This window comes from Streptacidiphilus jeojiensis, from assembly GCF_042510965.1.
GTDB lineage: Bacteria > Actinomycetota > Actinomycetes > Streptomycetales > Streptomycetaceae > Streptacidiphilus > Streptacidiphilus jeojiensis.
On sequence record NZ_JBEUKS010000001.1, the window covers coordinates 23,023 to 48,594 of the forward strand.

Consider the following 25,572-nt stretch of genomic DNA (forward strand, 5'->3'; position numbering starts at 1 on the left):
ATGCACAGCCCGTTGTGTAGGGCTTCCATCAGCCCCGGGGTGCACCGCTGGCTCCTGACGTAACCGGGCCAAGACCGCAGGGGAGGTGGCGCACCGCGATCAACGCAAGGCCTTCTGCTGTCGCGGCTTCGCCGAGGACCTCGCCGTCGACCAGGCTGGTGCTCAGGGTGTACCGAGCACCGCGATGCGCATCGAGGAAGAGCCCGAGGTCAGCCAGTCCTGGGCGCGTACAGGTGGAGAACCGCAGCGTCCACATGCTGGTGAACGGATAGAGCGCCCGCAACGCCGGCTGCCGGTATGCCGCCTCGATCAGTGCCTGGAACTGCGGGGCGTCTGCCTCAGCGGCCCGAGTTCGCAGGTGCTGCCACTCGGACTGGGCCAGCGGTGCTGGGTCGTGGTCGGGCACCTCGAAGCGGCCGCTCAGATGCACGAAGGGCGCGGCCCCACGGATCTCGGTCAGCGCAGTTCCCTGGTGCCAGGCCTGTGCAGCCCTGACGATCTGGGCAAGGTCATCGGTGTCTCCGCCGATCAGTTCCAGGCCCTGAAACGACTCCTCGCCGCGGATCGACCACCGCCGCTGCCAGGTGTAGGCGCTGATGGTCAGCCTGGACCGACGGGGAACACTACTCGTCACTGTGGCGTGGTACAGCGGGTGCGACGCGGAGACTGTGATGGGCACCGCGACGCCATCGGCATCCGCTGCGGCCTGGAGGACCCCCGCGAGGCTCCCTTCCGCCACAACGTCGGGGTAGAACGCAGCTTGATCAGCAATCATGGAAGGATAGTGCCGCAGCCGCCGTCCCTTCGACACAGCCCTGCCCGGTTCCGGTCGTCAGGATCCTGCGGATGACTGCCGGACGGTGCGCTCGGCCTGGTCCAGCCAGTCGGTGTACCAGCGTGTGAAGGTCAGGGGCTTGCCCTCGGCGTTGAGGAGGGGTTCAAGGTCGGCGTCGTCGACGCGGGGATCCGACCACACCGTGCCACGGTGGGAGCCGCTGAATATCAGCCAGTCGCGCTGAGAACAGCCGTGGTGGCAGATCACGATGGCGCCTGCGGTGCGCTCGGGGGCGAACATGACGGCGTCCCATCGTTCGTCCCACATCTCGATGGCGGTGTCGAAGTCCTCGATCTCCTCGAAGTCCTCCTCCTCGGGACGCTCGGCCAGCAGCCGGCTGAGGAGGTCCGGGTCTGGTCCCTGGTCGGGGAACGGTGCGGCGAGCCTGGACAGATCGGCCAGGTCGGCACCGTCTCCTTCCCAGCGCCAGCGTCCCTGGACACGTCGCACCGGAAACAGGCCAGAGGACGGCCCCGCTCCCCCGGCGGCGACGTTCGTGAGGAAGCCCCGGTATTCCGTAGGCAGGCGCACGCCTACCTGGGCTTCCAACTCGACGAGCGCGCCCTCGCCCAGCGGATCCTCAAGGATCCACCGGTGTCCGAGTGTCCCGAACACCTGTTGGCTCCCGGGAAGCGCGCGCAACTCCGCGATCCGCTTCCTCACCCCGGCCCAATCCCGATCAACCATGCAGCGACCCTAGATGCCGCCTCTGACACGCCCGGCACAGGGAGAAGGGACGCCGTGTCATGCCGGGGTCTCGGGGTCTGCCTCGTACGGCTCCTGCACGGCTTCGCCCGCCAAGTCGCCGCCGACTACCTCCGCAGGTGGCACGCCGATTGGCTTCGGACGAGTCTGATGGCCCGGCAGAACGGTCACCGTCGGGTGGATGCATCTCCTTCTGCGCGGCGTGCCGGCGACGGCACAGCAACTCCGCGAAGACCGTCTCCTCGAAGAGGCGGCGGCCAGCGGGGGCGATCCCCTTCATCTGTGTGCACTGTTCAACATCGTTCCGGAGACCGGACTGCGGTACGTCCGTCCGCTGTGGCCGACTCCGGACTGACACCGGCCTCGGGGAACCGCGTGCCGCTGCGTCGTGCTTGATCGGGTCACGAGGGGCGGCTCAAGCTAGGCCGGCTCGGCTGGGACTTCGGAGGGTACGAAGAGGCTCAACCGGTAGGTGGTTGGCTGAAGCCCCGTCCGCAGAGCGTATCGACGCGGACCGCCGTCGAGTCGATCTGCCGCTTCTCGGCCCGCAGGCGGCGAACCTGAGCAAGCCAGTCCGACTCATCCTGAGTCTCGATGAGCACATCCCAGTGCCCGGCCTCGGCAAATCGGGCAGCAGCCTGCTGACGGCCGGCCTCCTGCCGTCGCTTCCGCTTCCTCTGCCCCGGCACGGGACCAGCATCGCGGCAGGCAGACCCCCAGCAAGACCATTTCTCCGGCAGCCGGCGGCCGCGTCCTTCTACGCTGTCCAGCAGTACAGGCCCTCCGACTTCCGGCCGATGGAGCGGACCAGGCCAGCCACACCGTTCAAGATCTGCACGGCAATCCCCTCGTCGAAGACCTCGCCGTCCGCCGCCCGCTCCACCACCCACAGCCGGCTGACCTCGACAAGCCGTTCCTCAACAGCAGCGGCCAAAGCGTCCTGGAGAGCCCTGGAGACCGCAAGGACCACCGGGCCTTGGCCATCACCAGGATCGGCGACGACTTCGGGAACATCAGCGGAGACGAGTTCTTCGAAGGTCCGACCGGTGAAGATGCCCTCCCACTCGATCAGCGCCTCTTCGACGTCGAAGTTCCCGAACGTCAGCGACTCCAAGAAGTCGTCGGGTCCGACATCTACGACGGCAGCGGCAGCAGCGTGGCCCGGAGCCACGAAGAACTTGATGATGGTGCTCATCGGTGCATAGTGCCTGCTCGACAGGCCCCAGCGCACCGGCTGGATACAGCCGACAGGCCCCTCCGCCCAGTGCCAAGCTCAAGATCTACAGCTGGAGTACTTACGTGCATAGTGTGCTCATGGATCGACTCGCGGGTCAGGCCCGACTCGAATGGTGGGCCAACCACTCGACGTGCCTTGAGATGTACGACATCGACATCATTGTCACCGTCGACGCGGCCGGCATGTGGCGGGCGACCGGTCGGCATGCCGACGCCCTCGACACGCCCCAGCGAGCCGGCTGGGACTTCCTCATGGAGATGGATCCCCACTTCTCCGTTGCGTTTCCTGGCGAGGATCGCGGCGGAATCATGGTGAAAGTCGTCGAGGCAGAGGATGGAACCCTCACGTTCACGCAGGCGCCGGACTGGAACGGCTCCGGGAACGTCACCTTCGACCTCACCTGACCGGGGCCAGAGACAGCAGGCCGAGCTCCTGGCCCATGGGTACACGCTCCCGGACCGGCCTCGGGCCGCCTTCTCCCACTGCCTCGCTGTCGGCGGCGTCTTCCCGCACCACTGCGCGTAGGCAGCCGCAGCGTGCCAGTCGACGTAGACCACCGGATGGTCCGCGAGGGCGTCCGGACATCGGTTGCCTTCCCAGTGGCACGGAGGCTTCGCGCCGGTGGCGGCTACGAACACGGCGTAGTCCCGATTGGTCACTGGGAAGGTGTCGATCCAGAAGTCGGCGACCAACAGCGACCGGCTCTCATCGCCAGCGAGGAACCGGCCCGCCGGGACCAGAAGCATCAGAGAGACGCGTCCGTGACGGCTGTTCAGGCGGTAGGCGGCGGGGGCCTGATGGCCGACGCGTTGGAGCTGGCGGACGAGGTCATGGGTCTTGCGCGCCGGTTGATGTGTCGCTGGTGCCCGTCAGGGCGGCGGTCCAGGCAAGTCCCGCTTCTGGGGATCGGCCCCCGCGCCCGGTCGGCGGCCACGCGCTCGACCTCCCCGCCGTCGAAGTCATCGAAGGCAAAGGCTTCAGACTGGGTCAAGTTCTCTGCAACGGACTCACTCCGTCAATGAAAGTGTTGACGTCTGCAACATTGCGATTAGAGTGTTGACATGCCTCAGATGCCTACCCTGTCCGAACTGGCTGGCCTGGTGGTTCTCGCCGGCATCAACGAGCCCCGCGACCCTGTCCGGCAGATCGCCGCCGCAGAGCAGCTCGCCAGTGACCTCAATATGCTCGGAAACAGCCTGATCGGCTTGTTCGTGGAGATGGCGCGGGCCGAGGGCTGTTCCTGGGCGGACATCGGCGCGCCTCGCGGTCTCAGCAAGCAGGGTGCGCAACAGCGATACGCGCCATTCCTCGCGTGGCTGACCGTCGATGACCTGGTCAGCGCCGGTGTTGTGCAACGCTTCGACGAGGAGGCGCTCAGATGCTTGCGCCGCGCCGAGACACGGGCGGGTCAGTACGGCCGCGACGCGGTCGACAGCGGCGACCTCCTCGCTGCGGTCCTCGACGACCCAGCCGGGTTGGCCGGCGCCGTGCTGCGCGCGTTCGACGTCGACCCGTCCGACGTTCGAGCCGCGCTGGAGCGGGAGCCGGACAGCGAACAGCCGGTCGAGGCGACCGGCCGCACTCGACCGGGTATCGGACCGGACGCCCGCCGGGCGATCGACGGCGCGGTCGCCGAGGCGGACGGGCACGGCGTCGCCGCGGCCCACCTGTTCCTCGGCCTCCTGCGCGCGCCCGGCAGCCGCGCGGGCAAAGTGCTCACCGATCACGGCGTGACCCGGCGAGCCGCGCTAGCCATCATGCTCGGACTGGCGGGCCGCTCCACACCGGGCCCGGCATGAGCGCCTTCCAGCCCGTCGTCGACGCGCTCGACGCCTTGCCCACCACCGCGTTCCTCGTGCTCGACCGGGGCCGAGTCGTGTTCGACCACGGCGAGACGAGCACACCCCATTTCATGGCATCGGCGCGCAAGAGCATCCTGTCCGTCCTGTACGGAACGGCGGTCACCGACGGAACCATCAGGCTCGACGCGACCCTCGACGAGCTCGGAATCGACGACACCGGCGGGCTGCTGCCGCAAGAACGCCGCGCCACCGTGCGCGACCTGCTGACCTCGAGCTCCGGGGTCTACCACCCACCGTCGACCGTGGCCGGCCCCGAGGAGAGTGCGCCGCCCCGGGGCACACAGCCACCGGGCACGCTGTTCCTCTACAACAACTGGGACTTCAACGCCCTGGGCACGATCTTCGAACGCTGCACCGGACGGTCCGTCTTCACAGCACTCGCCGAGGACCTGGCCGCACCGGTCGGCTTCGAGGATTTCGACCCGGCCCGCCAGCGGCTGCTCGGCCGTCCCGAGGTCTCCGAACACCTCGCCCATCACATCTTCCTTTCCGCCCGCGATCTCGGACGGATCGGCACGATGATGCTGCAGGACGGCCGCTGGGACGATCGGCAGGTGGTACCCGCGGCCTGGACGTCCGAGAGCACGTCAGTGCAGGTCAACCGCGGCGCCGACGTCCAGCTCGACTACGGCTACCTCTGGTGGCTCCCGCGACTGGTGGGGCGCGGCTCCTTCATGGCGATCGGCAACTTCGGCCAATACCTCCTCTGCGTGCCACCCGGGCTGGCCATCGTGCACCTGCGCGCCGTCCCTGACGACATCGTCCTCGCCCGCACCCAGGGCACCCCGCTCCCGGCCCCGATCGACTCCGTAAGCCCGCAGCAGTTCATGAAGGTGGTACGTCTGATGTCGGCCGCACTACGGCCCTGACACAGACAGGCCGCCACCCCGGACGTCGACAGGCAGGCTGCTCCAAGATCGGTCCCTCGAGGCGATGCTGCAGTGGTTCGCGCGCTGGTCGCCGTGAGGTGGTGATCCTCGTCAACCGCGCAAAGCGTCACCGGCACGACAAGTAGCGGAGCCACGCGCCTGTCCCAAGGTCCCGGCTCGCAATGGAGGTTCGCCGGCGGGCCTGGCGGTTGGGTGCCCGCGGTGGAAGGCCGCGTGCGGGCCGGGACTGCACGACACCGCGTTCGACTCCTCGCTGCTGGCCTACTTCCCCCGGCGGCTGGGCCGCTCCGCCCGCCCGAACCGGTCTTCGCATCCGTGCGCGAGGTCTCCGGAGCCTGGCGAGAGCGACCGCCAGCGAGGATCGCAGGTCGTCGGCGCAGGTGACGCACGAGGAGGGCGGTCAAGCCCGGGGGCGAGTCAGGAAAACCTGTCGCCTGCGCCGCTCCCGGTTCGTAGCATCAGGCTGGCGCGAAGGCGCGGTTCGGTGACTCCCGCACTCTCCACGGCGTCCTAGCCAGGCGGCACAGGGAACCGGTCCAGGACCGGTCCCGTAGGCGTTCGCACCGCACCAACGCTACGCAAGGCGCTGTTCCCCAACGGGCAGAGGGGGCGGTCCGAGGGACCGTCAGTTGCAGGTTCGACTCCTGCTGGCGCCACATGGCCAACCAACGCCCAGACGGGCCGCCGCCGATGCCAGGCAAGCCCTTGAACCGCGACAACCATGACGTGCCCGGGCACGGCATCCGCATAGCCTTCAGTTCCCGGGCACGCCGCTCCACCCTGCGCGCAGCCGTGCTCTTCTCGGCGACCCTCACCGCACTGGTCATCTGGTTCGTCGGCTCGAACGCACCCCACGGCCTGCACACAGCCGGGCCCTGGCTCGCCGGCACCATCCTCGCCAGCCCCGCGCCGGCCTTCTGGTGCCACCGCGTCTGGCGCGTGTTCGGATCCGCGACGCTCACGGACACCGGCATAACGTGGCACACCCTCACCAGCCGCCGGTTCGTACCCTGGACCGACATCGCCGACTTCGACGTCGAAGTGCATACCGGCGACCGCTTCGGCGGCTGGGGCGTCGTACGCGCCTACCTCCCCGGCGGCCGCACAGCGAACCTCCCCGGCGTCATGCACGGCACGCGCCTGGACACCAGAGCCGAATTCAACGAGAAAGTCGCCACGCTCCGTTCCCACTGGGCAGCAGCCCAGGAGTAGTTCCACCGCAGCCCGGCGCCCGAGCCACCCGCACAGCCCAACCACCGGCCCCCGCGCACGCCCGCCGAGTCCCACCACACCGGAAGCCGCCGCCACCCCAACGCGCTCACCCCCAGGCGTGGCCGGTGTGGCCGGTGACGTCGAAACCGGCGTCCATGACCAGCAGGATGTCGGGATCGCCGGCCTGCCGGTGTCCGGCCTCGATCAGGCGCCCGCCAATCTCGCGCAGTTGGGCAGCGGTGATCGCGATGGCGTCGTCAACAGGTCCCAGCCGGACCGCGTGCTGTGCCAGTGTCAGGCGTCGGAGACCAGGCGCACCGTACTCCCCAGGAGACACAGCCAAGCGGCGGGCCGGGACAGCGGGCCCGCAACACCACCACCTGGACAGCGGAGCACTGCAGAGAGCATCCGCAGTGACCTCTCGCGTCCTGTGCTGATGGAAGCGGCTGGACCCCGTGCCGCGGGGCCCAGCCGCTTCAGCACAGCAGGCCAGCCCCCATGGGGCAGCGGCAGGCACAGGCCCCGCGGCCAGCGCCCGCGTTCGGAGAGCGTGCGAGGGAACCCGCTGCCGACGCCGCGGCCGCCCCATGGTGCGCGCAGCGCGCTCACTGGGGTGTCAGGACCGCGACCTCCCATCCGAAGCCGACGACCAGTCGGCCGTCCTGGCAGAGCGTCAGCGCGCGCACTGGCCCGGGGAACGCCAGTGGGCTTCCCAGGGGCCAGCCGTCGGTCAGGTCCCACATTCGTACGGTGCGGTCCCTGCTGCCGCTGACGGCCACCGGGCGGCCGTTCACCACACCGGTCGCCACCGCCTGGACCCAGTCGGTGTGCAAGGTGTGCAGTTTGCCGACGGGTTCGCGGCTGGCCAGATCCCAGACCTGCACGGTTGCGTCCCAGCCCCCGACCACGGCGACCGCCCGGCCCTCAACCTGTGCGGTGGCCACCGTCCTGGCCATCGCGTTCACCAGGCCGATGCGGCCGGTGAGCGGACTGCCGACCGGGGTGCCGCAGGCCAGGTCCGACAGGCGCACCGTCGTGTCCAGGCTTCCGGTGACAGCGACCGTGCGGCCCTCCAGTTCTGCGGTGGCCACCGATCCCACCGAGCCGTAGTGGCCGGTCAGGGGTGCGCTGATCGGGCGGCGGGTGGCCAGGTCCCACACCAGCACCGTCGCGTCCCGGCAGCCGGCCAGGGCCACCGCGGTTCCCCCGAGCGTTGCTACCGCCAGTGACTGCACCTGGCCGGTGTGGCCCACCAGGGGCTCCCCCAGGGGCCGGCCGGTGGCCAGGTCCCAGACCCGGACCACGGCCTCCCAGCTGCCGGTCAGGACCGCGGGCCGGCCGTCCACCACCGCGGTGGCGAGCGCGTCCACCGGCTGGGGAGGACTGATCACCGGTTCGGCGCGGGGCCGGCCGGCGGCCAGGTCCCACACCCGGACCGTGCCGTCGCGGCTGCTGGTGACCGCGACCGGGCGGCCGTCGACCTGCCCGGCCGCCACCGCGCGCACCTCGCCGGTGTGGCCGCGGGGGCCGCCGGTGACCGGGCGGGCCCGGGACAGGTCCCACACGCGCGCCTCCCCGTCCTCGTTGCCGCCGGTCACCGCGACCGTGCGGCCGTCCACGACGGCGGTCGCCACCGCCCAGACCCCGTCGACGTGGCCGGCCAGAGGCTCCCCCACGGGTTGTCCGGCGGCCAGGTCCCACACCCGCACAGTGCCGTCCATGCAGCCGCCCACGACAACGGGGCGGCCCTGCACCGACCCTGTCGCCAGCGCGTAGACCGCTTCGGTCGAGCCGGCCAGAGGCTCCCCGACGGGTTGTCCGGTGGCCAGGTCCCACACCCGCACGCTCCCGTCCTGGCTGCCGGTCACCGCGACCGGGCGGCCGTCCAGCTGCGCGGTCGCCAGGGCCGGCACGCCTGCGGCGCAGTCGGCGAGAAAGCTGCCCAGGGGCTGTCTGGTGGCCAGGTCCCAGACCCGGACCGTCCCGTCCCAGCTCCAGACCACCACGACGGGCCGGCCCTCCATGACGGCCGTCGCCAGTCTCTGCACCGGGCCGTTGTCCCCGGTGAGGGCTTCGCCGACGAGCCGGCAGGTCGTCAGGTCCCAGATCCGCACCGTCCCGTCCCGGCTGCCGCTGATGGCGTGCAGGCGTGCGTCCAGCACCGCGGTCGCCACCGTGGCGACGACTTCGGTGTGGCCGGTCAGCGGATCGCCGAGACGGTGGCCGGTCGCCAGGTCCCAGACCTGCACGCTCCCGTCCCGGCTGCCGCCGACGGCCACGGTCCGGCCTCGAAGCACTCCCGTGGCCACCGCACGGACCTCGCTGTCCCCGACGGGCAGTTCGCCGACAGGTTGTCCGGTGGCCAGGTCCCACACCCGGACCGTGCGGTCGTCGCTGCTGCAGGTGACGGCCACCGGGCGGCCTTCGACCAGTCCCGTCGCCACCGAGCAGACCCGTTCGCTGTGGCCGACCAGAGCGTGCCGGAACCGGTGGTCGACCGTGCTGCCGGTCGCCCACGCGACGCTCCACGCTGTGTCCGCCATGTCCGCACCGTCCCCGACCGGTGCGGCGGCGATCCGCGCCGACAGGCCCAGGTCCCCGAAGCGGGCGGCGTCCAGCGCCAAGAGCTGCCGGCGGGACTGCGGACCGGCCTGCCCGTGCAGATGCGCCGAGGCCCGGTACACCGCGTGCGCCAGCCGGACCGCGGGCCCCGGGATCCTCGCCAGTTCGTCCCGGACCTGCTCGGGGCCGGCGGTCACCAGGAACACCGCATCGGGCAGCGGAGCCTGGCCGTCGCCCGGAAAGCCCTCACCCCTCATCAGCGCGTCCCCCCTTCCCGGCACACAGCCCCAGCGCAGCCCCCGCGCAGCCCCAGCGCAGCCCCCGCGCAGCCCCCGCGGAGCCCCCGCGCAGCCCCCGCAGAGCGCCTGCGGTACCGCAGGCGGTGCGCCGGCCGCCACAAGGCCCAGGCCACGCCGAAGCCGAGCGGGACCTGCAGCGCCCTTTGGACCACTGGCGCACCGGGGTCGCCGCCCCGCCCGACCCCTGCCAGCCCCCTCGGGTCCACCGTCACCACGTAGCTGCCCCCCACCCTCCAGGGCCACTGCGTGAACACGCCGCCCCGGACCGGGGCCAGCGGCGGACCGTCGAGAACCGAGACGGTGTAGAAGTCGACCTGGCCGCCGCTCATGCCGTCCTGGGATGCCTGGACGGACAGGACCCTGACGTGTTCGGTGCGCCCGAAGCGGTGCAGCGCCTGCTGGTCCAGCTCGGACCGCTGCACCGTCAGAATCCCCAGCAGGAGCAGCGCGCCCACCAACCACCTCAGGCCCAGGAACCGGCGGACCCCGACCAGGCAGCAGGCCAGGAGGAGCGCAGCCGTAGCCGCCAGGTCGATCCACTGGGCGCGCCGGGAGAACGAGGCCTGTGCGATCACGCGCACGAGCACCCATAACCCGCACGCCCCCGCGAGGCTCACCGCCGCCGGGACCAGACTCCGGGCCGCCCTTCCCGCGGCCGACCGCCGCCCAACCGTGCTCCACGCACCATCCGCACGACCCACACCCATGATCGTCTCCGCCCCTGTGCCCCGGCAGTCACCCCTCGCCCCCACCGTATGGATTGTTCAACGATCCATCAAGGGGTTCGCCCCACAAGCCCAGAGACCACCCCTCCACCCGTTCCCAGCTGAGCCGAAGGAGGGTAACTTTTGTTCAACCAGACTCCGACGCTGCGGATCCGCCAACACCACCGGACGGGACAATGACCACGCATACAGCCCCGGGCTGGGTTACGGCACTGGAACAGGCCAAGGGCCCCCTCGGCCGCGGCAGCACCGCCGAACGGATCGCCGACGTCCTACGGACACAGGTGACAGACGGTCACATCGCGCCCGGAACACGACTGTCCGAGGAAACCGTGGGCGCGGCCCTGGGCGTATCCCGCAACACCCTGCGCGAGGCATTCCGGCTCCTGGCCCACGAACGGCTCCTGGTCCACGAATTGAACCGCGGCGTATTCGTCCGCACCCCGCACCCCGACGACGTCACCGAACTCTACCGACTGCGCCGCCTCATCGAAGGCGCCGCCGTCCGCGAAGTAGCCGGCGCCCCCGACCGGGCCATCGACGAAATCCGCAGATCCGTGGAAGAAGGAGAACAAGCAGCAGCCGAGCAGCGCTGGCCCGACGTCGCCACAGCCGACCTGCACTTCCACCGCGCAATCGTCCGACTGGCCGGATCCCCGCGACTGGAAGCCTTCATGGACCGCATCCACGCCGAACTACGCCTCGCCTTCCACGCCACCGGCGACCCGCAACGCTTCCACGCCCCCTACCTGACCCGCAACCGCGAACTCCTCACCGCCCTGCAGACACGCGACACCCGCCAAGCCGAAATCCACCTCACCGCCTACCTCGACGACTCCGAACGACAACTCCTGCGCACACTCCACGACACCGCCCACCCCTAGCCCCCACCCCTGACCCCGCCGCCCACCGCCGGTTGGCCGTCGCGCGGACCCGGACTTCACGGGATGAACTTCACCTCGGGGAAGGCCACGCTCGGGCCGTCGAGCAGATGCTCCCGGCGGTGCCGCAGGTGCAGGTCGAAGAAGGCGAGCGGGTACGCCTGCTGGATCCGCACCGCCCGGGCCGGATCGAGGGTGCCGATCATGTCCTGGACCTGCTGCTCGGTCATGCCGAGGAGCTTCGCCGCCTGCGGGATCAGCACCTCGTTGTCCCCGTAGGAGAAGTGGAGGGCCCCGTCGGCCTGGATGTTGAGCCGCCACCCGCGCAGATGCGTCCAGAACTCGGCGACGTCCGGCATGGCCGCCCGGGTGAAGACGGCGGTCATCATCATGAACGGCCGGTCCAGGTCGGCGGTGATGGTCGGCTGCATCGGGCCGTCCAGGCTCAACCCGGCGCTGACGCGCTGGTCGGCGAGCATGGTGAGGGCCGTGGCGGTGCCGCCCTTGGACCAGCCGAGCATGCCGATGCGCTGCGGGTCCAGGGCGCCGAGCAGGCCGGCGGGCAGCTGCTTGCCGTCGGTATCGGGGTTGCGTCCGGCGGCGAGTTCCTCCACGCAGTCGAGCAGGAAGCGGATGTCGGCGGCGTAGTCCTTCGGGTACAGGGAGACGTTGTAGCTGTCCGGGGTGAGCACCCGGCCGTCGGGGAACTCGGTGATCGCGTCGTAGGTGTGGTCGACGGTGACCACGACGTAGCCGTGGCTGGCGAGTTCCTGGACCATGACGGTGTGGTCGGCGCGGTGGCTGCCCGCGCCGTGCGAGTACACCACGACGGGCAGCCGGTGGCCCGTGCGGTGCACGGGGGCGCCCACGTGCCCGGCGGTGAGCGGAACCAGGGCGGGGTCGATGGGGAAGCCGGTGTAGGTCAGGAACGCCCGCATCGCGCCGTCGGGCATCCAGGGCCCGCGCGGGTAGCCGCCGGTGTCCCTGACGGGGTACCAGACACTGGCCATCAACTCGCGGTAATGCCCCGGGCCGGCCACCGGATCCGGGCGTGAAGCGTCCATGAGGTGCAGCGGCACCGTGCCCACCGGGTGCGGCCCGGTGGGCACGGGCAGGGTGAGCCGCGCCGGGCCAGGGGCGGTAGCAGCCGCCCAAGCGGGGCGTGCGACGCCGAGCGGCACGGCGGCCCCGACGCCGACGACGAGCGCGGTTGCGAGCATGCGACGGCGCGACATGTCCGTCTCGGAAATATCCGGTGTGATGGTCACACATCCCCCTCTGGTTCCTTGAACGGTGTTCGGCATGCTGTCGGTGTTCACCGGGCTGCGGCGCGAGCCAATCCCTGCGGACGCGTGCCCCAGTGCCCGGGCTAGGACTTCGGGGCTGAGCTGCCTTGTTCGATCTGGCGAATGAGTCGCTTGAGCTGGGTGACTTCGTCCTGGAGGGCGCGGGCGCCGGCGGGGGTCAAGGAGAGCCAGGTACGGGCGCGCTTCCCCTCGTAGCCCTTCTCGACGTGGATCAGCCCGGCCTTCTCCAACACGGCCAGGTGCTGGCTGAGGTTGCCGGAGGTCAGGCCGAGCGCCGAGCGCAGGAAGCCGAACTCGACCCGCCGTGCCTGGTGGGCGACGGTCAGGATGCCGAGACGAACGCGCTGATGGACCACGTCGTCAAGGCCGTTGACGGGGTGCTCATCGGGCTCAGCAGTCATGACACGTCGCGCTGACGACGCCGTTGGCTCACGGCGAAGCCGACAGCGCCGAACAGGAGGAACGCGGCGGGAACGACCAGGCGCGGCAGACCCGACCAGGGCGAGGTGGCACCGATCCCGGCCCAGCCGGTGGACAGCGGCGCCAGCTCGATGGCCAGGTAGGCCAGGGCGAAGAACAGCAGGGCGCGACTGCGTTCCACCCAGGCCAGCACCAGCAACGGCAACCCGACCGATGCGGCCGCTCCGGTGAGCTGCATGAGGAACTGCGTCAGCCCCGAGGCGGGATCCAGTTGCAGGCCCCAGAGGTCGAGCGGGGCGCCGGGCTGCGGCATCCCGTGCCGAGTGCCCCAGAACGAGGTCGCGGCCACCAGGGCGACCAGGACGATTCCAGCGAGGACGTAGGGCCGGACCGGGGTGCCGACGCCGCGATTGCGGGAACGGCGGATGTACAACCAAGCGGTCGCGGCGTAGACCACGGCGATTCCGAGCGTCCAGTAGACCGCCGACCCCTGCCTGGTGACGGTGCAGCCCGGCTGAACACCGCCTGCCGTGCCGGGGACGGCCGGGCAGGTGGAGACGATGTGGACACTGAAGGTGAAGCGGTCGACGAGGATCCCGCCGAGGGTGAGCACGCCGAACAGCAGCAGGGGGAGCCAGGTGCCGCGCTGGGCTGAGCGGACCCTGCCCGTCAGGTCGCGGAGACCGGCAAGGACTTCGTGGGGGGTGCCCGGCGAAGGCACCGAAACATCTGACATACACGCAGCTTTGCATCACAAACCAGTTGTGACAAGAGACCTACGGGAAACCGCTGCTGATGCGACGGTCCTCGACCCTCGCGTCACGACCGACCGCCACACAACGCACCCTCCGCGACCGGCAGTAGAGCATGCGTCAGAGCATCACCGACCCGTGGGTGGCCACCGATCTCGCCGCGCTCCATGACCAGGACACCGGTGAGCCGCATGACCTGCTCACGAGCCCCTCGACCGGTTCAGCGGTCTCCCGCTCGCGCTCCCCCCAGACGTACCAGCACCACCCCAGGATCAGCTCCCCGCCGGTCACACGACGCGCCATCAGGTTGCACTGCTGGCCAGCCAACGGGTCATCACGTCGCCCCTCGCCCAGCAGACCCGGGACTGGGCCGAGGCGGGGCGGTGCTCGCAGTCACGTACCAGCCACCGGCGCAGCATCAAGAGCCCGTTCCGCTGCTCCACTCCCCCAGCGGCCCTGCGCTGGTGTCAGAACAGGGCGTCCTGCTCCTGTTCTTCGCTCGGGGTGTGCAGGGGCTCGAGCTCGGCGGTGAACGGTGTGCCGGCTGCGGCCCGGTCCAGGGCCCATCCGGTCAGGAGCCGGGTGTCCAGCAGGACCAGGCCCTGGGGGTCTCCAGGTGGAGGTCGCTGCCGATCAGACAGGCCACCCGGCCGGTGACGGTGCGGGCCGGTGTGAGGGGCCGCAGTGCCGCGACGGGTTCCACCGTCATCGACCACACCGGCACCTACCACCTGCCCCCTGGCGGGCTGGCCGCGGCGGCCGGGAGGGCTGCTGGGCCCCACGGTCACCGTCCGAGTGGCGGTCCGGGACCGCGCCGTCGGCTTAGGCAACAGTGTTGTCTATACTCGACCCTTATGCCGCCACTCACCGCAACGCGCCGCCGGGCCGCACTCATAGCCCTGGCCATGGGCGGTTTCGCCGTAGGGCTGACCGAGTTCGTCCCGATGGGCCTGCTCCCCGACATCGCCCGCGGGTTGCTGCCCGGCACCTACGCCCACTCCTCCGCAGACGCCAACAGCGACGCCGGGTGGGTGGTCAGCGTCTACGCCCTCGGGGTCGTCGCCGGTGCGCCCACCATCGCCGCACTGAGCGCCCGCGTCGCCCGCAAGCGGCTGGTCCTGGGGCTGCTGGTGCTGTTCGTCGTCGGCACCCTGGCCAGCGCGGTCGCCCCGAACTTCGCACTGCTGCTGCTGGCACGCTTCGTCGCGGGGCTGCCGCACGGCGCGTACTTCGGCGCAGCCGGCATGCTCGCGGCGAACCTGCTGGGCCCCGGTAGCCAGGCCAAGGGCTTCGCCGTGGTGCTGAGCGGGCTGACCACCGCCAACGTGGTCGGCGTCCCGCTGATCACCGGACTGGGCCAGAGCGCCGGCTGGCGCAGCGCCTATCTGGCGATCGCTGCGGTGTTCCTGCTGACCCTGCTGGCCGTCCGGGCGGTCGTACCGGAGGCGCCGGCACACCCCGGCGGCTCACCGCGCTCCGAGCTGGCCGCGCTGCGCGCGCCACGGGTGTGGCTGGCCGCCGCCGTGGCCGCCATCGGCTTCTCCGGCTTCTTCGCCGTCGACAGCTACATCGCGCCGATCACCACCCAGGTGACCGGACTGTCCTCGGCCGCGGTGCCCTGGGTGCTGGTCGCCGTGGGCCTGGGGATGACCGTGGGCAACGCGGCCGGCGGCTGGTGCGCCGACCGGCAGCTGCGACGCAGCCTGATGGCCGGCTTCCTCGGCATCATCGCCGCCCTGGTCGTCTTCGCCCTGATCGCGCACACCACCGCGGGACTGTTCGGGGGCGCCTTCCTCGTCGGCGCCACCGGCCTGTTCGTAGGACCCGCCATGCAGGCGCGGCTGATCGCGGCCGCTCCTCGCGCCCAATTGATGGGGGCCGCGGTGAACCAGTCGGCCATGAACACCGCCAACAGCCTCGGCGCGGCCATCGGCGGCCTGGCCATCGCCGGCGGACTGGGCTATCTGGCACCCAGCTGGCTCGGCGCCGGCCTGGCCGCGGTCGGCTGCGTCCTCACCGCCGCCGCCTTCGCCGCAGACGACCGAACCGCCCGCAACCACCGCCCGACCAACACCGCCACCGCCACCGCCCCGGCAGGAATCCCCGCGACCTCCGCCGACACCCCATGACACGCAACCGCGGGCGACAATCCGAACGGTGACCACCAGCAGGCGCGCACGCCTATGCGCCCGGCGTCGGGGACCAGGGCGACCTGACCCCCTGGCCGCCTCCGGTCACGCCTCAGCCACTCCTTCATCTTGGAGGCTCGGGGAAACGATTCTGACGTGGCGTTCGCCGGGCCGTGCCGGGCACTCCGACTAGGGTTGCCTGGATTGAGATGTTCTGTCAGTTCGATGGGTCGCTGGGCCCTGTATGAGGAGATCAAGCAGTGGAGTTCGTCTGTCGGAACTTCCGCGCGCCGGATCTGCCTCGGCGCGGACTCACCGCAAGCTCCGCCCCTGTAGCGGTGCTGCTCGTGGACATCGAAGCCGACTTGGCCATCAGCGACAACAGCCGCACGGTATGGAGCGAGGACCAGTTTCCGGTAGCGGAACTGGCCTCCGCCCTCTCGCTCTGGCTCCGTCTTCCGGACGGCGAAAGAGGGAACTTCACATTCGACTCGATGTCGTACGACGTGCCCGGAGCAGTCCACATCACGGCGACCGATGAAGGCTGGCGGGTAGGCTCCGTTTTCGCCACAGACGCCCCAAGCTCCCCGGCAACCTGGGAGAGCCTCGCCCCCAATCTCGTTGAGTTCATCGAAGTAGTGCGCGATGGAGTCACCGCGCTTGGCATCAACCCGGCCTTGATCCCAGGACTCTGAACGCCCCACGCCGCCGACGCACTAGCGGGATGATCTTGGCGCGCCTGGTGTGACCACGGCATGGCCAACACCGACGGGTCACTTGACCGCGACATCTGTCGCCAGCGCCCAACTCGGGCTGTGGCGCCTGCCGCTTCGTTGAGCCGGACAGTGCCATCGCTGAGTGGGACATGTACTTCGAGGAACCCTGGACCGCGAGACTCCGGTCCGCCGACGGAGACGACACGACCAACGATGATCTGCTGGCGGTACTCCAGGGCGTAGCCCAGCTCGCGGCGTCTGTGGCGGGCACAGGCGGGGGCCTCTACGCCTGGAGCCGCTGACTCCCTCGGCAGACAAGTATCGCGACCGTCGACCCCCTGAACCCAGATCGGTCGGTGAATTCAGTGACACCTGCCTCGACCAGCCACACCACCCGGGACAGGCCCGTCGGCCGTGACCTGCACTCGACTCAGGAGCCTTCGGCCGCATCGTCCTTCGCCGACGTAGCCGCCCGCCTGAGCTGGTCCCGCCTTAGGATCCACATCACGGCGGGGATGCCGATCACAGCCCCTGGCGCACTCTGAAACGGCTGCGGGACGAACGCGACGCCGATGCCAGCCAGCGGTACCACGACGACCAGGAGCGTCAGGAGCGTCAGTGGTCTGCCGCGGACCCTGCGCAAGACGTCCCCGAAGGTCTCCACGTCGGCTTCTCGCCGCTGACGCCGACGTTCTCTACGCCCCCCACGCTTCATGTCCCCATAATGCCCCGACTGGCCAACTAGGTTGCCATTGTCAGCAAACCACAAGAGTCCGGCACACCCGGGCGACGCGGCTGCTACCGAACGGTGCCTCTCGCCGGCTCCGCTGGGTCGACCCGCACTTCCAACGTGAGGCACGGCGACGGGCCAGGGGAGGGGCTCGTGAGAGCGGCACGGGCGCGTGATCCGCTCCGGACGCACCAGGGCGGACCCCGGCTTCCACCGGCCCAAGCTCCTGGTGCTGGGCTGCAGGTGACTGTCTCGGTGACTACCCCGCCGGGGAAATCACCAGAGCTGAAAGAACGCCGCTGACCTGGACCACAGCGCGCGCTCCGTCGCACGGGGACATTGTGAGGGACAAGCACACGCCCGGTAGTGGCGGACCTGCGGCCACCGACGGCCACGAAAGATCGCGGTCAGCTACGGCGCACCCTTCTCGACCGGCCGCACGACCCGGTGCCACTGCTGGCGCAGGACCGCTGCCCTGTCGCGGAGGTCCGCCTCAGCAAGGCCATCCACCTCCGCCGCGATCCAGCCGGGCACGGTCACCGGGTATCCCCTGATGCGGTAGACCCGCAGCACACATGACAGGTCCACACCCCGCCGTTCGACCGCGATGTCACTCACGCCGTCCCAGCGGATGTACTGATGGGTGAACAAGGAACGCATCTCCATCCCCTCGTCCTCGACCCACACCACCGCCAGGCACCGGTTGATGGAGACAACGGCATTGACGACCGCCGCAGCCGCACATACCGCGACCACACCCCAGCCCCGCAGACCGGCCAGACCCAACGGACTGAAGGCAAAGTAGCCCCAGAGAGCCACGCCACCCACGACACCCGACTGCCAGGCCAACCTCCGCAGCTTCTCCGTACGGGCACGCCGCGACAAACCCATCTGAAATCCCGTCACATTCAGTCATTCTAAAGACCGTCGCACAAACAGGCACCGCACCTGGCGACAGCACCCCCGGACACGCCCGGCCCGCACCGGACCTGATCGGCCGCACCCGGAGCACTAGATCACATGACTGAAAAACGGCTCTACCCGTGACCGAAGTCGCTCCTATGCTCAACGCTCACCAGGACAGTTGCTCCTGCGTCACAGTCACGTGAGGAAGAAGTATGAAGTCGAGATCGGTCCAGCGTGCGAGCCGTGCCGTTCTGGTCGCTGCGATGGCTGCCAGTGGCATGCTCCTGGCCAATGCTCCCGCTCACGCCTCGACGAGCTGCTGCTACCAGGTCGGCTTGAAAACCAGCCACAACGTGGGGCTCTACTGGGCACCCTGGACTGCTGACAAGGACACGCACCCAGACCTCCACCCCGGCGACCAGATCATGGTGGATTGCTGGTCAGTGGGACAGAACATCAACAACCAGGGCGACGTCTGGTACCACGTCGTCGAGGAGTGGGACCCCGCAACCGACTGGGTGAACTGGGACGACTACGTATACGGCGCCTACGTGGACAACTACGCCGTCTGGCATGCGCACAACTCCCCCGGCGGGTTTCCCCAGTGCTGATCCGTCGTGACCGATAGAGCGCCAGCGCCCAGCCGATGCGGAGACCACACGGACCCCCCATGCCGTCTTCGTTGTCCACTCCGGTTCCGGCGCCAAGTGCGGCGAAAGCGGACTACGGCGGGCGTTGGACCGGGCAGAGTACGTCACCCGCACCGGTGCCACCGCTTCGGAGAACGCCCTCCTGATCGAGGCCGCCACGTCCGGCGCCGCGAGTTCCGCGGCACCGGAAGGCAGCCCTACGCCCAAGTCCGACGAAGCAGCACCAGCCGGCCCCGGGGAAACGGGTGAGAAGCGCTCGATGCGACGGAAACGTGCGCAGGCCGGTGCAGACGAAAGTGCACAGGCTTGCGGGCACGCCGCCCATGAGGGGGTACTCGGGTGTCGGCCTCCCGTCCTACTGCGCCGGTGCCGCCAGACGGAAACCCACGCCGATGGCCGCCAGATCCCGCTCGTAGGCGCCGTGGCGACGGGCGCACCGGGCCAGGTCCCGGTCGTGGCGGAACGAGCCGCCCCGGGTGACGTGCGGATCGAAGGCCCAGTCCTCGACGTCCGGCACGTCGGCGGGGGCGCCGGGGTAGGGGGCGTAGAGGGTGGAGGTCCACTCGTCCGCGTTGCCGGCCATGTCCAGCACACCGAACGGGCTGGCGCCCTCGGGGAACGAGCCGACCGGCATCGTGGTGCCGATGCCTAGGTCCGCCAGATTGGCCAGGCCGGTACGGTACTGCGTGCCCCACGGGAACTCCCGGCCGTCCTCGCCGCGAGCGGCGCGCTCCCACTCGTCCTCCGCGGGCAGCCTCACCTCCAGGCCGTCGAACTGCTCCCCCAGCCACCGGCAGTAGGCTGTCGCCGCATCCCAGCCGACCCCGACCACCGGGTGGTCCCCCGGCGCCTGCGGAACAGGCCTGCCGGTGGCCGCAGCGAAGATCGCCCACTGGCCGACCGTGACCTGGGTGCGGGCGATCCGAAACGCCGGGAGAAAGATCTCCGCACGCGGGGCCTCCTTCCGGAACCACGCCACCGGCACCCCGGTGTCGGCATAACGGACCGCCACCCGCTCGACCTCGTCAATCGGCGTACCCCGACACAGCAACCCCGCCGGGACCTCAACCCAATCCACCCGCTCCACCTGCACGGTCCCTCCTCGGCTCGATCCAACAGTCCTCAGGATCACACCGATGGACAGGAAGCACATCGGCCCATCGACCCATCCCGACAGCGACCTTGGAACCAGAGCCTCGCGGCCGCCTCCTTCCAGTGCCTCGCCACGCTCACTGCGCGCGAATCCGCGCTTCGTGACCGCCGTGGCGGTGACGCCGGCGCATGGCGGGAGCCGGACCGAACCGTCACCTTGTCCTCGTAGACCGGGGTCCTGGTCACCCTGGTCGTGCTGCGGCTGGGACTGCCGCATGCCGCGGTCGCCCAGATCTACTCGGTTGATCGCTCCACGGTTTGACCCGCACCGCACCGTCGCTGGAGCCGGGCGCCGGTGCCGGGAGCGCGACGCTGGAGTTCGACCGGGCCAGGGAGCCACTTGCCGGGGCATGTGCCTTGCCCGCGGTGCGCCCCTGATGCCCCATCGCAGCAACAAGTCGACAAATGATCATTTCCGTTGTCGTTCATGCCCGATTCACTGGCATGCCGCGCGTGGTCAGTAGGTTCGCAGCGCCCCCAACCCTTCCGGAGGTGTTGAACCATGCCAAGACTGTCTCGCAGAGGCTTCCTCGGTGCGGCTACCGCGATCACCAGCGCTGCGGCGATCGGCGTGTCCGCCCCGGCAGCCGAGGCCCAGTCGGCCCCCCCGGCCGAAGTTGCACGGCGACATCCGCGACATCAAGCACGTGGTGATCCTGATGCAGGAGAACCGCAGCTTCGACCACTACTACGGTTCGCTGCGGGGCGTGCGCGGCTTCAGCGACCGCTCCACGATCACCCAGCCCGGCGGCCTCTCCGTCTTCCAGCAGCCCGTGACGACGCCCGGCCAGCCGATCACCGGCACCCAGTATCCGTGGCACCTGAGCGACGCGCCGGTCTCGGCCTACCCCGCCGGTCACCAGCCGCCCAGTTCCGAGATCGGCGCGCAGAACTACGGTGGCACCGACCACAGTTGGGAAAGCCAACACACGGCGTGGTACGGCGGCCTGATGAATGCCTGGTACGCCAGCAAGGGCGGACCGACCACGCTCGGCTATTTGGACCGGTCCGACCTGCCGTTCCACTACGCCCTGGCCGACGAGTACACCATCGGCGACGCCTACCACTGCTCGGTGCTGAGCGCGACCGGCCCCAACCGCACCTACCACTGGGGCGGCACCATCGACGCCGCCAACAAGTACAGCAGTTTCACCGCCTACAGCGGTGGCGACGAACTGGGCCGCGACCTGCTGTGGGAGTCGTACGCGGAGACCCTGCAGAAGGCCGGGATCAGCTGGAAGGTCTACCAGGGCAGCGACAACTACGGCGACAACGGCCTCGAGTACTTCAAGCACTTCGCGCAGTTCGACCCCGAGCAGGGCGGCACTCCCCAGCCTGGCAACGTGTTCTACGACCACGGTGTCGCGATCGTGGCGGAGCCCAACGACCCCGACGTCGGCAATGCCGACAACCTGGCGTCGGCGGTCAAGCAGGATGTGCTGGCCGGCACACTGCCGCAGGTCTCCTGGCTGGTCACCAACCAGCGCTACTCCGAGCACCCCGACGGCGCCCCGACCGACGGCGCCTACTACGTCCACGAGGTGCTCCAGGCGCTCAACGCCGACCCGGACGTCTTCAACTCGACACTGGTGATCATCAACTTCGACGAGAACGACGGCCAGTTCGACCACGTACCCCCTCCCGTTCCCCCCGCGGGCGAGCGCGACGAGTTCGTCACGGGCACCGACCTGTCCAAGTACGGCTTCACGGAGCCGGTGCCGGTCGGCCTGGGCTTCCGCGTTCCGCTGCTGCTGGTCTCGCCGTGGACCCGCGGCGGCTGGGTCACCTCCGAGGTCTCCGACCACACCTCGGTTATCCAGTTCCTGGAGAAGTGGAGCAGCGCCCAGAACAAGCCGGCGATCTGCCCGAACATCAGCGACTGGCGTCGCCGGGTCTGCGGAGACCTGACCAACGCCTTCGACTTCACCTCGCCGGTCTTCGGCCTGCCGAAGCTGCCGACGCTCGCTCCCATCGGTGAGGCCGCCAGTTACCACCCGCCGGTCACCACCAACGCGATGCCCCGTCAGGAGCCGGGGACCAAACGTGCACGGCCGCTGTCGGACCAGCCGAACGCGAACCTGGTCGGCTTCAGCACCGACGACAGCGGGTCGGTGACGGCGGATCTGGCCTTCAGCAACAACGGCCCGCACGTGCGCAGGGCGAGCCACTTCTCGGTCTACAACAACCTCGCCGCCACGCCCGCGCTGACCGAGTACCCGGCGAAGTTCCCGGGCCAGTACACGGTCGACGCCTCGCACTCCTCCGCCAGGACCGTCCCCGGCCAGGCTCCGGTCGGTGCGGTCGCGGGCGACACCGCCTACGACATCACCATCGTCGGCTCCAACCGCTTCCTGCGACAGTTCACCGGAGACGTCGACGCCTCGGGCCGGACCGCCGAGGTCCGGGCCGAGTACGGCGCCAACGGCCACGGCTCCCGTCCCAAGCTCGAACTGACGCTGAGCAACACCGGCAGCAAGTCCGTGACCTTCACCGTGGTCTCCAACCACTACATCCAGGAGCGCGCGGCCACCTACCACGTCTCCGGTCACGGTCACGCGACCCACTCCGTCGACCCGCTGTCCAGGAGCGGCGGCTGGTACGACATCACGGTGACGGTGAGCGGGGACCACTCCTGGTCCCGCCGCTACGTCGGTCACCTCGAGGACGGCTCGAACAGCATCACCGGCTGATCCAGACCCGCACAACCGGAGAGCCCGGCGGACCCCGCGACCAGCGCGGGCCGCCGGGCTCTCTGCGGTCGCGGTGGCGAGTGCCACACCGGGATTCCGCATCGGCCGGCGAATTTTTCTATCCTGCTACGGCACCGCCCGCACCGGACCGGCCCGAACTGCCGCCCGGCTGACACTGACCAGCACCAGACCCGACCCGACTCGACCCACTCGACCCACTCGACACCTTGCACGAAGGAGAGACGCTCCGTGGCCGACACGACCGAGACCCTGGAGTTCCAGGCGGAGACCCGCCAGCTGCTGCAGCTGGTGATCCACTCGATCTACTCGAACAAGGACATCTTCCTGCGCGAGCTGATCTCCAACGCGTCCGACGCCCTCGACAAGCTCCGCCTGGAATCCCTCACCCACTCCGATCTCGCCCTGGACACCTCCGATCTGCACATCACCCTGGAAGTCGACCAGGACGCCCGCACCCTGACGGTGCGGGACAACGGCATCGGCATGACCCGCGACGACGTCGTCGACCTGATCGGCACCATCGCCAAGTCCGGCACCGCCGGCCTGCTCGCCAAGATCAAGGAAGCCAAGGACGCGGACGCGGCGCAGAGCCTGATCGGGCAGTTCGGCGTCGGTTTCTACTCCGCCTTCATGGTCGCCGACAAGGTCACCCTGCACACGCGCCGTGCCGGCTCCGACCAGGGCACCGTGTGGGAGTCCGACGGCGAGGGCACCTACACCATCGGCGAAGCCGACGACCTGCCCATCGGCACCGCCGTCACCCTCCACCTCAAGGCCGAGGACAGCGAGGACGGGCTCGCCGACTACCTGGCCGGCTGGAAGATCCGGCAGATCGTCAAGCAGTACTCCGACTTCATCCGCTGGCCCATCCGCATGGCCGCCCAGGCTCCCGCCACCGCCGAGACGGACGCCGACGCTGCGAGCGGCGCAGGCGGCGGTGACACGCTGGAGACGCTGAACTCGATGAAGGCGCTCTGGGCCCGCCCGCGCTCAGAGGTCTCCGAGGCCGAGTACCACGAGTTCTACCAGCAGATCAGCCACGACTGGCAGCCGCCCGCAGACACGATCCACATGCGCGCCGAGGGCACCTTCGAGTACGAGGCGCTGCTGTTCCTGCCTGCCCACGCCCCGTTCGACCTGTTCTCCCGCGACGCCAAGCGCGGCGTGCAGTTGTACGTGAAGCGGGTGTTCATCATGGACGACTGCGACGCGCTGATGCCGAACTACCTGCGCTTCGTCAAGGGCGTCGTCGACGCCCACGACCTGTCGCTGAACGTCTCGCGCGAGATCCTCCAGCAGGACCGTCAGATCACCGCCGTGCGCCGGCGCCTGGTCAAGAAGGTCCTCGCTGCGATCAAGGACATGCAGGCCACGAACACCGACGCCTACACCTCCCTGTGGGAGCAGTTCGGCCGGGTCCTCAAGGAAGGACTCATCGAGGAGCGGGACAACACCGACGCCCTCCTCCAACTGGTCTCCGCCCACTCCACCAACGACCCGGAGAAGACGACCACGCTGCGCGAGTACGTGTCGCGGATGAAGGACGGCCAGAACACCATCTACTACCTGACCGGCGAGACCCGTGCCCTGGTGGAGAACTCCCCGCACATGGAGGCCTTCACCGCCAAGGGCTACGAGGTACTGATCCTCACCGATCCCGTCGACGAGGTCTGGACCGACCAGATCCCCGCCTTCGACAGACACCGCTTCCAGTCCATCGCCAAGGGCCAGCTCGACCTCGACGACGACGCCGACACGGAGGACGAGCAGACCAAGGCCGACAAGGCCCAGCGGGAGCAGGACTTCGCCGGCCTCCTCGCATGGCTGCAGACCAGCCTGGCCGACTACGTCAAGCAGGTCCGCCTGTCCACCCGGCTCACCACCTCAGCCGCCTGCCTCGTCGGCGACGCCCACGACCTGACCCCCACCTTGGAGAAGATGTACCGGGCCATGGGCCAGGAGCTGCCCGCCGTCAAGCGGATCCTCGAACTCAACCCCACCCACCCGCTGGTCACCGCCCTGCAGCAGGCGCATCACAAGAACGCCGACGATCCGGCGCTCGCCGAGACCGCCGAACTCGTCTACGGCGCGGCCCTGCTCGCCGAAGGCGGCGACCTGCCCGACCCGGCCCGCTTCACCCGCCTCCTCACCGACCGCCTCACCAAGGTCCTGTGAACCCAGCGGGGTGCGGCCGGCCGACTACGCCACGGGCCGGCCGCACCCGCTGGAACATTCGCGGCCGGGCAGGCCGTCACCAGGATCGGCAACGACTACCGTGAGCATGTCTTGCGGGTTCAGCAGTAACCGGTGCTCGGGGTGCCCCAGTCGGAGCCGGTTCCGTAGTACCAGTACGTGCCGGCCGCGTAGCCGGGATTGCAGCCGTAGAGCGACGCCTGGGCCTGCCACGCATCCGGATTGGCATGGTGGATCTCCACGGCGTCGGAGTACACGTCCTTGCGGTTCGTCAGCCCCTCCTCCGCGCCCTGATCGCTGGAGTTGGTGGCGTACAGCCGGACAATGACCGCGCTGTTCGAATACTCGTACTGGAACCAGCCGGACCACTGGAAGTGCGCACGGGCGTTGACGACACCACCGCCGCAATTCTGGTACTCCTGCTCGACCTGACCGGCGTAGACATACTGGCTGATGGTTCTGTCGTAGAAGTACAAGTTGGCAGGCGATCCGACGTTGTTCCAGGTGGCCCCGCAGTCGCCGTCCGCGTGGGCGGTACCGGCGGTGCCGACCAGCCCTGCGGCGGCCAGGGCAAGGCCCGTCGCCATGGTGACGGTGAGGCGCTTGAATCGACCCATTGTGTCCCCCCTGAACGTGGTGAACTGCCCCCAGGCCGCGACCCTAAGCCAACACACAGGAACCAGGACAGCGCGGAATGC

The 25,572-nt window shown here is 69.6% G+C and carries 23 protein-coding genes, 1 tRNA gene and 2 pseudogenes; 12 read left to right on the forward strand and 14 right to left on the reverse strand.

The genetic code is table 11. The features are described 5' to 3' along the window. Window positions 1-28: 28 nt before the first annotated feature. From ABUW04_RS00115 to ABUW04_RS00125, 3 genes are all read right to left on the reverse strand, one after another. Window positions 29-775: a DUF6193 family natural product biosynthesis protein gene (locus tag ABUW04_RS00115; protein WP_380561431.1), complete on the reverse strand. Its 747-nt coding sequence runs from the start codon at window positions 773-775 to the stop codon at window positions 29-31. 57 nt (window positions 776-832) lie between these two features. Then, window positions 833-1,522 carry an SMI1/KNR4 family protein gene (locus ABUW04_RS00120; protein WP_380561433.1) on the reverse strand — a complete coding sequence of 230 codons (690 nt, stop codon included), beginning with the start codon at window positions 1,520-1,522 and terminating at the stop codon, window positions 833-835. Between the two features lie 775 nt (window positions 1,523-2,297). Continuing rightward, window positions 2,298-2,735 (reverse strand): hypothetical protein, encoded by a 438-nt coding sequence (locus ABUW04_RS00125; RefSeq protein ID WP_380561435.1) that lies wholly within the window; start codon window positions 2,733-2,735, stop codon window positions 2,298-2,300. A 119-nt stretch (window positions 2,736-2,854) separates the two neighbouring features. Between ABUW04_RS00125 and ABUW04_RS00130 the strand changes: the two genes are divergently transcribed. Beyond that, window positions 2,855-3,181, forward strand: coding sequence for a hypothetical protein (locus ABUW04_RS00130; protein WP_380561437.1), 327 nt, complete (start codon window positions 2,855-2,857; stop codon window positions 3,179-3,181). Window positions 3,182-3,214: 33 nt separating this feature from the next. Here ABUW04_RS00130 and ABUW04_RS00135 read toward each other — a convergent pair. Next, window positions 3,215-3,523, reverse strand: a pseudogene (locus tag ABUW04_RS00135) (formylglycine-generating enzyme family protein); the annotation flags it as partial. 315 nt (window positions 3,524-3,838) lie between these two features. On the opposite strand from ABUW04_RS00135, the gene ABUW04_RS00140 reads away from it, so the two are divergent. The 4 genes from ABUW04_RS00140 to ABUW04_RS00155 all read left to right on the forward strand — a co-directional run bounded on the left by ABUW04_RS00140 (window position 3,839) and on the right by ABUW04_RS00155 (window position 6,741). Continuing rightward, window positions 3,839-4,576 (forward strand): Clp protease N-terminal domain-containing protein, encoded by a 738-nt coding sequence (locus ABUW04_RS00140; protein WP_380561439.1) that lies wholly within the window; start codon window positions 3,839-3,841, stop codon window positions 4,574-4,576. Next, window positions 4,573-5,508, forward strand: a complete 936-nt coding sequence (locus ABUW04_RS00145) for a serine hydrolase domain-containing protein (protein ID WP_380561441.1) — start codon at window positions 4,573-4,575, stop codon at window positions 5,506-5,508. Before ABUW04_RS00140 ends, ABUW04_RS00145 begins: the two co-directional genes overlap by 4 nt. A gap of 603 nt (window positions 5,509-6,111) precedes the next feature. Next, window positions 6,112-6,185 (forward strand) — tRNA-Leu (locus tag ABUW04_RS00150). A 1-nt stretch (window position 6,186) separates the two neighbouring features. Further along, the gene (locus ABUW04_RS00155) at window positions 6,187-6,741 is read left to right on the forward strand and encodes a hypothetical protein (RefSeq protein ID WP_380561443.1); all 555 of its coding nucleotides are present in this window, start codon (window positions 6,187-6,189) and stop codon (window positions 6,739-6,741) included. Between the two features lie 106 nt (window positions 6,742-6,847). On the opposite strand, the gene ABUW04_RS00160 is transcribed toward ABUW04_RS00155, so the two are convergent. From ABUW04_RS00160 to ABUW04_RS00170, 3 genes are all read right to left on the reverse strand, one after another. Continuing rightward, complete coding sequence (locus ABUW04_RS00160; protein ID WP_380561445.1) at window positions 6,848-7,084, reverse strand: hypothetical protein; 237 nt, start codon at window positions 7,082-7,084, stop codon at window positions 6,848-6,850. Between the two features lie 262 nt (window positions 7,085-7,346). After that, window positions 7,347-9,560, reverse strand: coding sequence for a WD40 repeat domain-containing protein (locus ABUW04_RS00165; protein ID WP_380561447.1), 2,214 nt, complete (start codon window positions 9,558-9,560; stop codon window positions 7,347-7,349). After that, on the reverse strand, window positions 9,560-10,183 hold the full coding sequence (locus ABUW04_RS00170; RefSeq protein WP_380561449.1) for a hypothetical protein: 624 nt from the start codon (window positions 10,181-10,183) through the stop codon (window positions 9,560-9,562). Before ABUW04_RS00170 ends, ABUW04_RS00165 begins: the two co-directional genes overlap by 1 nt. Window positions 10,184-10,503: 320 nt before the next feature. Here ABUW04_RS00170 and ABUW04_RS00175 point away from each other — a divergent pair, with 320 nt between their 5' ends. After that, on the forward strand, window positions 10,504-11,211 hold the full coding sequence (locus tag ABUW04_RS00175; RefSeq protein ID WP_380561451.1) for a GntR family transcriptional regulator: 708 nt from the start codon (window positions 10,504-10,506) through the stop codon (window positions 11,209-11,211). Between the two features lie 56 nt (window positions 11,212-11,267). Here the strand turns inward: ABUW04_RS00175 and ABUW04_RS00180 are convergent, their stop codons facing one another. From ABUW04_RS00180 to ABUW04_RS00195, 4 genes are all read right to left on the reverse strand, one after another. Next, complete coding sequence (locus tag ABUW04_RS00180) at window positions 11,268-12,428, reverse strand: alpha/beta hydrolase family protein (RefSeq protein WP_380561453.1); 1,161 nt, start codon at window positions 12,426-12,428, stop codon at window positions 11,268-11,270. A 149-nt stretch (window positions 12,429-12,577) separates the two neighbouring features. Beyond that, entirely contained in the window at window positions 12,578-12,916 is a 339-nt protein-coding gene (locus tag ABUW04_RS00185; RefSeq protein ID WP_380561455.1) for a winged helix-turn-helix domain-containing protein, read from the reverse strand. Next, the gene (locus tag ABUW04_RS00190) at window positions 12,913-13,671 is read right to left on the reverse strand and encodes a hypothetical protein (RefSeq protein ID WP_380561457.1); all 759 of its coding nucleotides are present in this window, start codon (window positions 13,669-13,671) and stop codon (window positions 12,913-12,915) included. Before ABUW04_RS00190 ends, ABUW04_RS00185 begins: the two co-directional genes overlap by 4 nt. Before the next feature lie 587 nt (window positions 13,672-14,258). After that, window positions 14,259-14,396, reverse strand: coding sequence for a hypothetical protein (locus tag ABUW04_RS00195; protein WP_380561459.1), 138 nt, complete (start codon window positions 14,394-14,396; stop codon window positions 14,259-14,261). A 145-nt stretch (window positions 14,397-14,541) separates the two neighbouring features. On the opposite strand from ABUW04_RS00195, the gene ABUW04_RS00200 reads away from it, so the two are divergent. Both ABUW04_RS00200 and ABUW04_RS00205 read left to right on the forward strand, forming a co-directional pair. Then, window positions 14,542-15,816, forward strand: coding sequence for an MFS transporter (locus ABUW04_RS00200; protein WP_380561461.1), 1,275 nt, complete (start codon window positions 14,542-14,544; stop codon window positions 15,814-15,816). A gap of 347 nt (window positions 15,817-16,163) precedes the next feature. Continuing rightward, window positions 16,164-16,511 (forward strand): DUF7878 domain-containing protein, encoded by a 348-nt coding sequence (locus ABUW04_RS00205; protein ID WP_380561463.1) that lies wholly within the window; start codon window positions 16,164-16,166, stop codon window positions 16,509-16,511. 1,162 nt (window positions 16,512-17,673) lie between these two features. Here the strand turns inward: ABUW04_RS00205 and ABUW04_RS00210 are convergent. After that, on the reverse strand, window positions 17,674-18,168 hold the full coding sequence (locus ABUW04_RS00210) for a hypothetical protein (RefSeq protein ID WP_380561465.1): 495 nt from the start codon (window positions 18,166-18,168) through the stop codon (window positions 17,674-17,676). A 443-nt stretch (window positions 18,169-18,611) separates the two neighbouring features. Here ABUW04_RS00210 and ABUW04_RS00215 point away from each other — a divergent pair, with 443 nt between their 5' ends. Beyond that, window positions 18,612-18,779 (forward strand): hypothetical protein, encoded by a 168-nt coding sequence (locus ABUW04_RS00215; protein WP_157623677.1) that lies wholly within the window; start codon window positions 18,612-18,614, stop codon window positions 18,777-18,779. A gap of 394 nt (window positions 18,780-19,173) precedes the next feature. On the opposite strand, the gene ABUW04_RS00220 is transcribed toward ABUW04_RS00215, so the two are convergent. Further along, window positions 19,174-19,971 carry a formylglycine-generating enzyme family protein gene (locus ABUW04_RS00220; protein ID WP_380563393.1) on the reverse strand — a complete coding sequence of 266 codons (798 nt, stop codon included), beginning with the start codon at window positions 19,969-19,971 and terminating at the stop codon, window positions 19,174-19,176. A 501-nt stretch (window positions 19,972-20,472) separates the two neighbouring features. Here ABUW04_RS00220 and ABUW04_RS00225 point away from each other — a divergent pair. From ABUW04_RS00225 to htpG, 3 genes and pseudogenes are all read left to right on the forward strand, one after another. Then, a pseudogene (locus ABUW04_RS00225) lies at window positions 20,473-20,520 on the forward strand (twin-arginine translocation signal domain-containing protein); the annotation flags it as partial. 67 nt (window positions 20,521-20,587) lie between these two features. Then, window positions 20,588-22,660, forward strand: coding sequence for a phosphocholine-specific phospholipase C (locus ABUW04_RS00230; protein WP_380561467.1), 2,073 nt, complete (start codon window positions 20,588-20,590; stop codon window positions 22,658-22,660). 249 nt (window positions 22,661-22,909) lie between these two features. Continuing rightward, a complete protein-coding gene (gene htpG, locus ABUW04_RS00235) occupies window positions 22,910-24,856 on the forward strand; it encodes a molecular chaperone HtpG (RefSeq protein ID WP_380561470.1) in 1,947 nt (648 codons plus the stop codon). 119 nt (window positions 24,857-24,975) lie between these two features. On the opposite strand, the gene ABUW04_RS00240 is transcribed toward htpG, so the two are convergent. Further along, window positions 24,976-25,491, reverse strand: coding sequence for a hypothetical protein (locus ABUW04_RS00240; protein ID WP_380561472.1), 516 nt, complete (start codon window positions 25,489-25,491; stop codon window positions 24,976-24,978). Window positions 25,492-25,572: the final 81 nt, after the last annotated feature.